This is a genomic window from Gordonia sp. UCD-TK1, assembly GCF_001691435.1.
GTDB classification, from domain to species: Bacteria; Actinomycetota; Actinomycetes; order Mycobacteriales; family Mycobacteriaceae; genus Gordonia; species Gordonia hongkongensis.
The window spans coordinates 79,713-91,722 of the sequence record NZ_LZMP01000006.1 but is presented as its reverse complement, the minus strand read 5'-3'; the positions used below and the strand labels follow the sequence as shown (position 1 = coordinate 91,722).

12 protein-coding genes are annotated in these 12,010 nt (G+C 68.8%); 4 read left to right on the top strand and 8 right to left on the bottom strand.

The window, feature by feature from the left end:
* Positions 1-4: 4 nt before the first annotated feature.
* From A9310_RS05365 to A9310_RS05355, 3 genes are read right to left on the bottom strand one after another with little or no spacing between them, the layout of a single operon-like run.
* Complete coding sequence (locus tag A9310_RS05365) at positions 5-919, bottom strand: amidohydrolase family protein (RefSeq protein ID WP_065629700.1); 915 nt, start codon at positions 917-919, stop codon at positions 5-7.
* 44 nt (positions 920-963) lie between these two features.
* Entirely contained in the window at positions 964-2,004 is a 1,041-nt protein-coding gene (locus tag A9310_RS05360) for an alcohol dehydrogenase catalytic domain-containing protein (RefSeq protein WP_065629699.1), read from the bottom strand.
* Positions 2,004-2,645 (bottom strand): PaaI family thioesterase, encoded by a 642-nt coding sequence (locus A9310_RS05355; RefSeq protein ID WP_065629698.1) that lies wholly within the window; start codon positions 2,643-2,645, stop codon positions 2,004-2,006. Before A9310_RS05355 ends, A9310_RS05360 begins: the two co-directional genes overlap by 1 nt.
* A gap of 196 nt (positions 2,646-2,841) precedes the next feature.
* Here A9310_RS05355 and A9310_RS05350 point away from each other — a divergent pair, with 196 nt between their 5' ends.
* From A9310_RS05350 to A9310_RS05335, 4 genes are read left to right on the top strand one after another with little or no spacing between them, the layout of a single operon-like run.
* Positions 2,842-3,639 (top strand): lysophospholipid acyltransferase family protein, encoded by a 798-nt coding sequence (locus A9310_RS05350; protein ID WP_058252413.1) that lies wholly within the window; start codon positions 2,842-2,844, stop codon positions 3,637-3,639.
* 16 nt (positions 3,640-3,655) lie between these two features.
* Positions 3,656-5,308, top strand: coding sequence for an AMP-binding protein (locus tag A9310_RS05345; RefSeq protein ID WP_065629697.1), 1,653 nt, complete (start codon positions 3,656-3,658; stop codon positions 5,306-5,308).
* Between the two features lie 3 nt (positions 5,309-5,311).
* On the top strand, positions 5,312-6,769 hold the full coding sequence (locus A9310_RS05340) for a wax ester/triacylglycerol synthase domain-containing protein (RefSeq protein WP_065629696.1): 1,458 nt from the start codon (positions 5,312-5,314) through the stop codon (positions 6,767-6,769).
* Positions 6,766-7,938, top strand: coding sequence for an alpha/beta hydrolase family protein (locus tag A9310_RS05335; protein ID WP_065629695.1), 1,173 nt, complete (start codon positions 6,766-6,768; stop codon positions 7,936-7,938). The genes A9310_RS05340 and A9310_RS05335 overlap by 4 nt, the downstream gene beginning before the upstream one ends.
* Positions 7,939-8,047: 109 nt before the next feature.
* On the opposite strand, the gene A9310_RS25530 is transcribed toward A9310_RS05335, so the two are convergent.
* Genes A9310_RS25530 through A9310_RS05315 form a run of 5 tightly spaced genes read right to left on the bottom strand, consistent with a single transcriptional unit; the run spans position 8,048 to position 12,010 of the window.
* Complete coding sequence (locus A9310_RS25530; protein ID WP_254661180.1) at positions 8,048-8,197, bottom strand: hypothetical protein; 150 nt, start codon at positions 8,195-8,197, stop codon at positions 8,048-8,050.
* Positions 8,194-9,228, bottom strand: coding sequence for an ABC transporter substrate-binding protein (locus A9310_RS05330; protein ID WP_065629694.1), 1,035 nt, complete (start codon positions 9,226-9,228; stop codon positions 8,194-8,196). The genes A9310_RS25530 and A9310_RS05330 overlap by 4 nt, the downstream gene beginning before the upstream one ends.
* Positions 9,229-9,274: 46 nt before the next feature.
* Positions 9,275-9,625 (bottom strand): ferredoxin family protein, encoded by a 351-nt coding sequence (locus A9310_RS05325; protein ID WP_058252408.1) that lies wholly within the window; start codon positions 9,623-9,625, stop codon positions 9,275-9,277.
* A complete protein-coding gene (locus tag A9310_RS05320; RefSeq protein WP_065629693.1) occupies positions 9,622-11,244 on the bottom strand; it encodes an FAD-dependent oxidoreductase in 1,623 nt (540 codons plus the stop codon). Before A9310_RS05320 ends, A9310_RS05325 begins: the two co-directional genes overlap by 4 nt.
* On the bottom strand, positions 11,237-12,010 hold the full coding sequence (locus tag A9310_RS05315; protein ID WP_065629692.1) for an ABC transporter ATP-binding protein: 774 nt from the start codon (positions 12,008-12,010) through the stop codon (positions 11,237-11,239). Before A9310_RS05315 ends, A9310_RS05320 begins: the two co-directional genes overlap by 8 nt.

The window sequence follows — 12,010 nt, the reverse complement described above, 5'->3', positions numbered from 1 at the left end:
CCGGTCAGCCGATCCCGAAGAGTCTGGAGCCGTTGCGGTAGAACACGTCTCGGAGCCACTCGGCCCCGAGATCGAGGCGGATGATCGCCTCGAGGGCGTGGGTGTAGCCGTAGGGGATGTTCGGGAAGTCGCTGCCGAACAGGATCTTGTCGCCGGCATCGGCCAGTCGCGGCAGGTAGTCCGACGGGAACGGGGCGTCCTCTTCGGCGAAGTCGGTGAACGCCATCGTGGTGTCCAGGCGCACGTTGGGGTACTCCAACGCGAGGTCGAGGAACGCGGTGTACTCGGGCATCCCCATGTGCGCGACGATCAGTGGCAACGACGGAAACCGCTGCAGCAGTTCGCGGATGGGGTCGGGTCCGGTGTACGTCCCCGGGGCGGGCCCGGAACCGCAGTGGATGATGACCGGAACCTGGGAGTCGGCGATCTGCGACCACACCCCGTCGAGCAGCGAATCCGTCGGGGCGAAGTCGCCGACCTGGATGTGGCATTTGAAGACCTGCGTGCCGGCTTGGATGGCGCGGGAGACGTAGGTGTGGGCGGACTCCTCGGGATAGAACGTCGCCGTGTGCAGGCAGTCGTCGTGGTTGGCGGCGAAGTCGTGCGCCCAGCCGTTCAGCCACTCGGCCATGTTCGGTTTGTGTGGATAGACCAGGGACGAGTAGGCCCGCACCCCGAAGTCGCGCAGGGTGGCGACGCGGACGTCCTCGTCGGCGCGGTAGGTGATCGGCCACTCCCGTCCGACCAACGGCCCGACGGAATCGAAATAGGCCCACACCTTGTCCATCACCGGTCGCGGCATGAAGTGGGTGTGGACGTCGACGATGCCCGGCAGGCCCAGCTCGGCAGAGATCGCGCGCACCTGCCGCGCCTCGTCGGTGCTGAACGGCTCGGGGGCTTCGGGGACGGCACTGTTCACCCGAGTGACCGTACGCCGGTTGCGCGGGCGGCCGCGAGTGCCGATCAGCCGACCGTGGACACCCCGGGCGCGATCAGCACCTTGCGGTGGTCGTTGGGCGCCGAGAGCTCGCGGACGACGCGATCGGTCTCGTCGAGCCCCACGATCCCGCTGACCAGCGTCGACGACCCGATCGCGCCCTTGTTCAACTCCGCTGCGGCGGTGTCGAACTCGCGCTTGGTGTAGTAGGAGACGAAGTGCATGGTGATCTCCTTGACGACTCCGGCCACCGGCATGAACGTGTCCGGGCTCAAGCAGACGCCCGCGATGACCACTGTGCCGTGGGTCGCGACCGCGTCGAGGGCGGACGCGATCATCCCCGGCTTGCCCACGCACTCGACGACCACGTCGAAGCCCGATTCGACCKGGGCGGGGACTTCGTCGGGAGCGCACACCGCGGACGCGCCGAGATCGAGTGCGGCCGCGCGCCTGCCCGGCGACGGGTCCGAACACACGAGTTCGGTGGCCACGCCGCGGGAGAGCCAGTGCAACGCCGCGAGGCCGACGGGACCGGCGCCGAGGACCAGCACCCGGTCGCCGGGCCGGACGGACGCGCGGGTGACGGCGTGCAGACCCACCGCCAGCGGCTCGACCAGCGCGCCGTCGACCGGGTCGATGTCGTCGAGTAGGACACTCTCGGCGGCACCGACCACCGCGAACTCGGCGAGTCCGCCGGGTAGGACGCCGAGTCCGAGGGTGCGCGCAGACGGGCAGCGGGCGACGTCACCGGTGAGACAGGCGCGGCACCGATGGCACCYGATGACCGGCATGGCGGCCACGGCGTCGCCGACCCGGAAGGCGTGGGGGACGTCCGGGTCCGCGGGCCCGATGCCGACGACCTCGCCGGCGAACTCGTGGCCCATGATCGTGCCGGCCGGGAGCAGCGGCGCGGTCGACAGGTCGGAACCGCAGATCCCGTTCGCCGCGACCCGCAGAACGAGTTCGCCGGGTCCAGGCGTCGGATCCGGACGATGCTCGACGACGAATCCGCCTGGGCCGAACTGTCCTGGGCCGGACTCACCGGGGGCGGTCACCGCGGCTCGCATCAGCCCGCCGACCAGCGCACCGACGGGACGTCGACCGCGGAGCGCGGCACGATGAACACCCCTTCGGCCTCGCAGGTCACCCCGTCGGCGTCGGAGATCGTGCCGCGGACGATGCGTTTGCGTCCGCTGTGCTCGGTCACCGACGCCTGCGCGACCAGAGCGCCCAGGGGCGTCGGTCGCCCGTACCGGACGGTGAGGGTGCCGGTGTAGCACGGCCCCTCGACACTGGCCGCGTTGCCGAGGACGTGATCGAGGACCATCGCGCACACCCCGCCGTGCACCTGACCGGGCGGCCCCTCGTAGGCCGCTCCCAGCGTGAACTCACTGCGGACCCCGTCGGCGACATGCACCACGTCGAGAGGTGGCGCGAGCGCATTGCGCACGCCGATGACCGCATTTCCCCAGGCCATCCCGGTGTTCTCGCGGGTGTGTCGCACCCCGAAGGCCCCGTCCATCTGGCTTCTTCGCAAATCGGCCACCACGTCGGCGATCCGTCGGCGCGCTTCGTCGAGGTCCTCCTCGGCGACCTCGGTGCGGATCACCGCGTCGACGAGGTTCCGGACGGTGTCGGTGAGAGGGGTGTAGACCGCGCGGCGACGCGCGACCTCCGCTTCGGAGATGTCCTCCAGGATGAAGTCCATAAGGCTACCGATCAGTCAGTTGTGGCATAGGTAACGAAGTGTGGCGACGCAAAGTAGAACGTGTTCTAATTTAACCACTAGAACGTGTTCTCATTTTGTGGTTCCGAGGACATCGACCCCGGTCGGACATCTGGCTCCGACCGATCCAGCGGTGATCCGCGCGAACCGCGAAATCGATCCCACAGGAGATGGACCGATGAGCGCCGAGACCTTCGACCTCACCGCACGCGACGAGACCTGGGTGAAGCGGGTGCTGCCCGTGCTCAAGCTCGTGGCCAAGACCTACTTCCGCTCCGAGGTCCGGGGCATGGACAAGGTGCCCGACGGCGGTGCCCTCCTCGTGTCCAACCACTCGGGCGGTCTGATGGCCTTCGACGTCCCGGTGATCAGCGTGGCCTTCGCCGACGAGTTCGGGGCGGACCGGCCGTTGTACACCCTGGCCCACGACCTCATCTTCACCGGATCGGGCAAACAGATCTTCGGAAAGGTCGGGTTCCTGCCGGCTCACCCGAAGAACGCGGTCGCCGCCCTGCGGTCCGGCGCGGCCACCATCGTGTTCCCCGGCGGAGAGTGGGAGGCGTTGCGGCCGAGCAGCCAGAGCGCGACGATCGACTTCCACGGTCGGACCGGGTACATCCGCACCGCACTCGAGGCGGGCGTGCCGATCGTCCCGATCGTCACCATCGGGGGCCAGGAGACGCAGCTGTTCCTCAACCGCGGTGACACGCTGGCCCGGATACTGCGGCTCGACAAGCTGATCCGCACCGACACCGCTCCGTTCGCGCTCGGCTTCCCGTTCGGTCTGACCGCGCACCTCCCGCCGAACATCCCGTTGCCGTCGAAGCTGGTCACCGAGGTCCTCGACCCGATCGACATCACCGCCGAGTTCGGCAACAACCCCGAACACGACGAGGTGGACCAGATGGTCCGCAAACGCATGCAGCACGCACTGGACGACCTCGCCCGCAAGCGCCGATTCCCGGTCATCGGCTGATCACCAGGAGACGACGATGATCTCGCAACTCCGCGATCGCGTCACCACACAGATGTGGCTCGTTCGCACCCTCGTCCGCAGCGGCTTTCTCGGTTCGCTTCGGGTCGATCGCTATGTCCGCATGGGGCTCAACCTCTGTCGGCACGGCGGCGCCTCGCCGGTGAGCGGGATCGGCCTCGCCGCGGCGCGCGATCCCGACGGACTCGCCCTCATCGACGAGGCAGGACAACTCACCTGGCGCGAGCTCGATGCCCGCTGTGACGCGCTCGCCGTCGGTCTGCGCGATCTTCCCGGCACGACCGTCGGCACCGTCGCCATCCTCTGCCGCAACCACCGCGGTCTCATCGAGGCGCTCGCCGCGACGTCGAGGCTCGGTGCCGACGCGGTACTCCTCAACACCGGGTTCGCCGGACCCCAGCTCGCCGACGTCCTCGAACGTGAACAGGCAGACGTGCTCATCGCCGACGACGAGTTCGACACCGTCGTCGAGGCCGCGGCGCAACGACTTCCGGAACTGCGGCGCATCCGTGCATGGACGGAGTACGAGTCGTCGCAAGGTGTCACCGTCAACGGACTGATCGGCGCGAATCGCGGCGCGCGACCCGCGCGGCCCGAACGTGCCGGCCGGATCGTGTTGCTGACCTCGGGAACCACCGGAACGCCCAAGGGTGCGCGCCGAGGCGGAAGCACCGACGTGGCGTCCCTTGCCGCGATGCTCGACCGGATTCCCTGGCGCGCAGGCGAGTCCATCGTCATCGCGGCCCCGGTCTTCCACGCATGGGGTTTCGGGCAGGTGGCCATCGCGGCGACGATGACGTGCACGATGATCATGCGCCGTCGCTTCGATCCCGTGGCGACGCTCGACATGGTCCGCGACCACGGGGCCACCGGCCTCGCCGTGGTTCCGGTGATGCTCGAACGCATCACGGACCTCCCCGACGACGTCCTCGACGACCACCCGATGCCGACACTGCGCTTCGCCACCGCGAGCGGATCGCGGATGCGCTCCGACGCTCTCGTCGCATTCCTGGACCGGTACGGCGACGTGGTCTACAACAGCTACAACGCCACCGAGGCGGGTCTCATCACCACCGCCACCCCAACCGATCTGCGCACCGCGCCGGAGACCGCCGGGCGGCCGCTCGCGGGTACGAGTGTTCGCATCCTGGACGACGACGACCGCGAGGTCCCCGTCGGCGAGGTCGGGCGCATCGTGGTCGCTAACAACTCCGGGTTCGACGGTTACACCAGCTCGGACACCAAGGCATTCAGCGACGGACACATGGTGTCGGGCGATGTCGGCCGCTTCGACGAGAACGGGCTGCTGTTCGTCGTCGGCCGCGACGACGAGATGATCGTCTCCGGTGGGGAGAACGTGTATCCCCTCGAGGTCGAGTTGGTCGTCGGGGCTCTCGACGAGGTGGTCGAGGTCGCGGTGACCGGGGTCGACGACGACAGGTTCGGCCAGCGTCTCGTCGCCCATGTGGTGCGAGCACCGGAGGCCGAGATCGGCGCCGAGGACATCCAGCGGCACGTGCGAGAACAGCTCGCCGGATTCAAGGTCCCCCGCGACGTCCACTTCCTCGACGAACTGCCGCGCAATGCCACCGGCAAGATCCTCAAACGCGAACTCCCGTCCGCCCCGTCGACCGAACGAAAGGTGAGCTGAATCATGCACGCTGTCAAGCAGATCGACCGCTCCACCGGTGTTCTGGACGCCGAACGGATGTCCGGTCCCGACGCGCTGATGCTGAACATGGAATCGGCGTCGACCCCGATGCACACACTGAAGGTCGCGGTGCTCGACACCTCCCGTCGTGGCCGGCCCCTCGATCTCACCGAGATCGCCGACGTCCTGCCCGACTACCTCGGCATGTTCCCGCGCGCGACCCAGCGGCTCGCGTGGGCTCGCGGACACGGCGCCCGTCCCTTCTGGGTGCACGACAACGACTTCGACGTGCGCCGGCACCTGGACGAGCGTTCCGCCGCCGCACCGGGGGGACGTGCCGAGCTGGACGCGATCCTGTCCGAGCTCGCCGTCCGGCAACTCGATCGGAGTCGGCCGCTCTGGGGACTGACCCTCGTGCACGGTCTCGCCGGTGGGCGGCAGGCGGTCGTCGTCCGCGTCCATCACGCCGTCGCCGACGGTCTCGCCGCACTCAACACGTTCATGGCCGCGACCGCCGGTCCGAATGAGCGGGTCGAGCAGGCGCCGATCGGCGCGACCCGCATCGAGCACGGCGACGACGAGCTCACGCGCGCAGCGCGTTCGGAATCCTGGCGCATGGTTCGTCGCCTGCCGTCGGCAGCGTCGGCACTGGCGCGTGCGGTTGTCGCGAAACGCCGGGCCGGCGATGCCGAACTCATCCCGAAACCCCTGACGGTCCGTCGGACGAGTTTCAACGCCCGCAGCGGCGCCGAACGCGTGTGTGCGTCCGGCGACATCCCGCTCGCCGCCGTCCAGCGACTCGCGCTGGCCACCGGAAACACCGTGAACGGGGCTCTGCACGGTGTCATCGCCGGTGCGATCCGGGCGGAACTCATCGCTCGCGGCGAGGAGCCGGGAGTGTCGGTCTCGATCTTCGGGGTATGCAAGGACCTGGCCTCCACCCGTGTGCACGGCAACGAGATCGCCACCGCGATGGCCTATCTCAGGTCGGATCTGGCCGACCCGATCGAGCGGATCGCGGCCACCGGTGAGAGCTGCGCGGCGACTGTTCGATGCCGGCGCGAGGTCGGCTTCGATCTCACCGACGCGCTGGCCACCTACACCGGACGGCTCGGCCCGACCTTCCGCGGTCTGGCCGCGAATCGCGCGCCGCTGGTGATGAACAACATCACCACCGCCAACATGCCGGGTCCGCGCACCACGCGGTGGGTCGGGGACATCGAGGTCGTCGACTGGATCTCGTTCGCGCTGGCCATCGCACCCGCCGACGTCAACCTCACCACCTACAGCTACGCCGGCAGGCTCAGCATGGGCCTCATCGCGACACCGGAGTCGATGCCCGACCCGGCCGGCTTCTTGCGGCGGGTGGCCGACGCGGTCGCCGAGGCCGCCGATGCGCTCGGACGGACGACCGCCGACGAGGACGAGAACAGTACCGCGATGGCGCAGGAGGCGAGTTGATCGACTGGGAGTCGGGAGCAGCACGACTGGGGTTGTTCGCGAAAGTGCTGCCCCGTGCGATCGGCAGTTCGCGTGCGGCCGGCCGCGGGGATCCCGCGACGGGCGTCCCGCCGGCGGACTGCGGTCCGCGGATGGTCGGGGAGACCGCCGTCGACGAGCTGTTCATCGCGGTCAACTCGGTGATCCGGGACATCCCGCCGATCGACTTCGTGGAAGACTGCGTCGACCGATGTGTCGGTGTCGCAGATGAACTGGCTGCCCTCGGTCCGTCGCGAGTCCACCTCGACCCCGGCCCACCCGGCATCGTCTCCCGCAACCGGAAGACCTTCGGGACCACCTCGTTCGATCACATCGACTACTCGGTGGCGGTGCCGCTCCCGGAATCGATCGCCGCGGCCGACCCCTACGCCGACGGGATCGCCTCGGTGCGGGTGCTGTCACGACGACGCGCCGGTCGCCGTTGGTTGATCTGGGTCCACGGGGCGGCTCAGGGTCGGGCCGACGATCTCTACGCGTTCCGCGCGGCCAACCTGTACAACAAGCTCGGTTACGACGTGGTCTTCCCCGTTCTTCCGGCCCACGGCTCGCGGCGAGTCGAGAAGGTGGCCTATCCGGGGTTCGATCCACTGGTCAACACCGTCATCACCATCCGGGCGATCGCCGAGATCCGTTCGCTCATCACGTGGATCGAGAGTCAGGAACCCGCCGACATCGCGATCGCGGGCACGTCGCTCGGCGGACCGATCGCCGCGATGGTCGCCTCGATGGACCCCCGTATCAGCTCGGTGCTCGCCGTCGTGCCGATGCTGCAGATGCATGCCACCCTGGCTCATCACATGGAGCGCGGCGGGTCCAAGGGGCGCCATCTCGCGTCGTTGATGCGGAGCGATCCGGTTCGTGCGGTCTCGTCGGTCATCAACCCGCTGGCGGTGGAACCCTTTCCGACGCCTGAGCGGCGAATGGTGGTCGCGGCGCTCAACGACCGGGTGACCTCCGTGACCGCCGCCCAGCAGCTACACAATCACTGGGGTGGGAAAGTCCATTGGTACTCCGGTAGCCATGTCGGACACGCCATCTCGGGCAGTATCCGACAGGCCACCGACGAATTCCTCCGCGCCGCCCCGCCCCCGCGGTTCGACAGCGAACCGGGCCTGCGGTCGCTGATGTGAGGCAGCGCTGACCTCTTCTGCTCCCTAATCCGAAAGAACGCCCTGCCCCTGCTCAGGGAGCAGTAGTTGGGCTCGCACCTCAGGGGGGTGGGTTCGTTTCGCTCGCACCTCACGGGGTGCTGTGATACCCCAGTTCCTCCGCGCGTCGGACCAGTGCGAAATTGCGTTCCCAGGATGCGTCGACCGGGTCGTCGGGATGGTGTGCCGACGCCCAGGTGCCGTAGACATTGGTCCACACCCCGAACCGGGGCCCGGTCACGAGTTCGCTCCCGTCGCGGGACGCTGCAGCCAGGAGTCGAGTTCGAAGTCTTCTTCGATGCTGCCCTGCTCGACCAGGAATGCCTTGGTGCCGGTGAGCAATTCGACGGCGCGGGCGGGGAACGGCTCCTCGGAGTAGCCCTCGGGGTTGGCGGCGGCACGGACGGCGGCTTCGGGTGCCTTGGAGTTGCCGAGCTCGAACTGGAGGTACTGCTCCCAGTTCGCCTTCGCGTAGCGGACCGACGTCGCGTGCAATTGCTGCCACGTCGCGGCGAAGTCCGGGTTCTTCTCCAGGAACTGGTCACTGCTGACCGTCACGCTGGTGCCGGCCAGATCGGGATGGTCCCGGTAGACCGAGTCGACCAGGTGAAATCCCTTGCCTTCGAAGGTCTGCAGCGCCACCGACGGGATGACGCCGGGCAGCGCCGCTCCGTCGATCTCACCGGAGTTCAACGGTGCCTCCTGATCGGCCGGATACAGGTGGATCAGGTTGGCGGTGATGCCCTGTTCGGCCAGTGCGCCTTGGAGATAGCGGTCGATGTAGGACCCCTTCGGCACGCCGATGTTCTTGCCGGCCAGGTCGGCCAGGGAGCGGATCGACGGGTCTTTGGCCACCACGCCGGCATCGTTGCCGAATTGGTTGATCGACAGCAGGCGGGTTTGTAGTCCCGAGCCGCGGGCGACGAGGGCGGGGGTGTCACCGTAGCTCGCGACGTCGAGGCGTCCGCCGATGAGCGCCTGGTTGAGATCGGGCCCGTTCGGGAAGTTGAAAACCTCGACGTTGTTGACACCGAGCGGGGCGAAGGCCTCGAGGAGTTCCCCGCGACTGTGGGCGAAACCGACCGGACCGGCGATCACGTTGCTCGAGCCGATGACGCCGATCCGGAGTGTGTCGATGACCTCGCGCTGCGCCGACGACGCATCGTCGGAACCGCACGCGGCCACCGCTGCGAATGCCACGCCCGCCGACAAGAGGGCGAGGGCGCGTCTGATCCGGCGCAGCGGTGATCCGAAAGATGATGTGGTGGGCATGATTTCTCTGTTCTGGCAATCTGAAGGGATGAACGGGGTGAGCCGGTCAGTCGGCGTGTTGCTCGACGAGCCGTGGTGGCGGGTCTCCATGCGGGATCGGGGGCCCGACCGCGGTGAGGCTTCCTGGTGCGCGCCCCTTGCCCCAGCCGAGCCGTTCCCGGTAGCTGCCGATCAGCTCGAGCGGCAACGATTCTCGGGTGCCGAGTGGGGACGACTCCGGGCTGACGTAGAGAGCGTCGGTGGGGCAGTACGCCTCGCACATGAAGCAGGTCTGGCAGTCGGACTGCCGTGCGATGACCGGTACGCCGTCGGGTCCGGTGTCGAAGACGTTGGTGGGACAGGCATTCACGCATTTGTCGCAGGCGATACACGCCGACGCGACGACGAGCTCGATCACGCGGGAATCCTGACGGCGAGCCGAGGGGCCGGGTCTGGCCGGCGGACAGCCGATCCGGGTGCGGCGACCCAGACATCGCCGAGTCCGCCGGTGCGGACGTGATCGCCCAGTGCCGGGTCGAGCTCGGGGGGGTCGGCGCGCTTGCTCATCCCGCGGGATTCGGTGCGGGCGAGTGCGGATCGGTAGATCCACCGTCCGACCGCGGTGATCGCAGCCGCCTCCCGCGCGCGGACGCGCCCCGCCGGTGTGCGGGCGCCGTAGGCCGGGCCGGAGACCTCATCCCACAGCGAGTCCAGGGCGTTCAGCGCCGGACCCATACGGTCGCCGTGACGCAGGTAGTTCTTCTCGAAGGGGATCAGTTCGCCCTGTGCGGCGGTCACCACCTCGTCGGGTGTGATCCCGCTCCGGGCGGAGTCCAATCCGACGGTGCCGGCGCCCGAGAGCCGATCGAGTGGGGATGCCCCGCCCGCGTCGCGGGCCGCTCGTGCCGCGGCAGCGCCTGCGAAACCGCCCGACGACATCGCCCAGGCGGAGTTGTGACTGCCGCCGCCGGTGAAGCCACCGCAGATCCGCTCGCGGGTGGCGGCGTCGCCGGCCGCGTAGAGACCCGGGACGCCGGTCCAGCAGTCCGCGTCGACGATGTCGATGCCACCGGTTCCGCGAACGGTGCCCTCGGCGAGGAGATCGACCTCGAACCGGTCGGTGAACGGGTTGATGCCCCGGCGGTCGAACTGGAGGAAGAAGTTGGGTTGACCCTGGCGCATCTGTGCCGCCACCCGCTCATCGGCCCGGTCCAGCTGTGCGTAGACCTTCTCCTGCAGCAGAGTCCGTGCGATCACCGACCGCCCCTTCGTCGATCCCGCACCCTCGACGATGCGTCCGTCGGCGTGGAAGAAGGTGGCGTAGCCGTAGTACGCGGTCTTGGTCACCGTGGAGCCTTTCGGCACGATCGCGTACGCGTTGGCGAACTCCATCCCGGAGAACGAGGCACCCACCTCCGCCGCCATCAGTGCGCCGTCGCCGGTGTCGACGTTGCTGCCCAGTGCCTTGGACAGGAACGCACATCCGCCCGTCGCCACGACGACGGCGCCGGCCGAGATCCGGAAGTCCCGGCCGGTCTGCCGCTGGTATCCGGCGGCGCCCCGCACAGCGCCCTGGCTGTCGGTGAGGAGTTGCAGGACAGGGGAGTGATCGAGGATCTGTACACCGCGGCGCCGGACCCACGCGCGCATGCGACGCATGTACTCCGGGCCCTGGACACCGGTGCGGATGGGCTCCCCGGTGTGCTCGTCGATCGGGAACGGGTAGCGACCCTCGGTGYCCAGCCGGTGCATGTTCGCGTAGGTCCTGTCGAGAACCCGGTCCATCCAGGCGTGGTCCGCGAGATACCCACCGAGCGCTTCGCGACTCGCCTTCGCCGCCGAGCGCTTGTCCGGGTCCGGGACGACGTACCAGACCCCGGTCCCGGCCGGGGCCGTCGTACCCGACGCACCGCAGTAACCCTTGTCCACGATGATCACCTCGGCTCCGGCGTCGCGAGCGTGGATGGCGGCCCAGGTCGCGGCGGGACCACCGCCGATCACCAGCACGTCCGTGGACAGGGTCAGTACGTCAGACATGGGTGAACTCCCGGGGTGTCGTTGTCGGTGTCGTTGTGCGGCCGGTGGATTCGGCGTCGGTTCCGCCGACGCCGAGCCCGGCGAGCAGTTGTGAACGGAGGGCGACGAATTCGGGATCGGTGACCTGGCGTGGGCGAGGTAGATCCACGACGATCTCCTGTGCGATCCGGCCGGCCCGCAGGATCAGCGCGCGATCCGCGAGCAGAAGGGCTTCCTCGACGTCGTGCGTCACCAGCAGTGTTGCCGGACGGTGCGCTTCCCACAACCGGGCCACCAGGCGTTGGGCATTGATCCGGGTCAGGGCGTCGAGCGCGCCGAACGGTTCGTCGAGCAACAGCAGGTCGGGCTCCCGGACGAGTGCGCGTGCCAGCGCGGTGCGCTGGGCCTCGCCACCCGAGAGCGTGGACGGCCAGGCGCCGGACTTGGCCGCCAGCCCCACCTCGTCGAGTGCGCGGAGCGCGCGGGCCTCGGTGTCACCGCCGCGCAACCCGAGCGCGACGTTGCGCCACACCGACATCCAGGGCATGAGTCGGTGCTCCTGGAACACGATGGCCTTGGCCGAGGGTGCCTCGATCGTGCCGGTGAAACCGCGGTCGAACCCCTCGATCCCCCGGAGCAGGGTGCTCTTCCCGGAACCACTCGCTCCGAGCAGCGCGACGAACTCGCCCCGGGCGATGGTCAGATCCACGCGGTCGAGAACCCGCCGGCCGTCGAACTCGCGCCCGGCGCCGAGGACGCGGACACCGTCGATTCGATCTGCGAACAT

What these genes read in the sequence shown, in the direction of transcription:
- A9310_RS05350 (WP_058252413.1), top strand. Translation starts at nt 2,842, where the DNA reads ATGAGCGCCGAGACCTTCGACCTCACCGCACGCGACGAGACCTGGGTG.
- A9310_RS05315 (WP_065629692.1), bottom strand. Translation starts at nt 12,010, where the DNA reads ATGTTCGCAGATCGAATCGACGGTGTCCGCGTCCTCGGCGCCGGGCGC.
- A9310_RS05345 (WP_065629697.1), top strand. Translation starts at nt 3,656, where the DNA reads ATGATCTCGCAACTCCGCGATCGCGTCACCACACAGATGTGGCTCGTT.
- A9310_RS05330 (WP_065629694.1), bottom strand. Translation starts at nt 9,228, where the DNA reads ATGCCCACCACATCATCTTTCGGATCACCGCTGCGCCGGATCAGACGC.
- A9310_RS05340 (WP_065629696.1), top strand. Translation starts at nt 5,312, where the DNA reads ATGCACGCTGTCAAGCAGATCGACCGCTCCACCGGTGTTCTGGACGCC.
- A9310_RS05355 (WP_065629698.1), bottom strand. Translation starts at nt 2,645, where the DNA reads ATGGACTTCATCCTGGAGGACATCTCCGAAGCGGAGGTCGCGCGTCGC.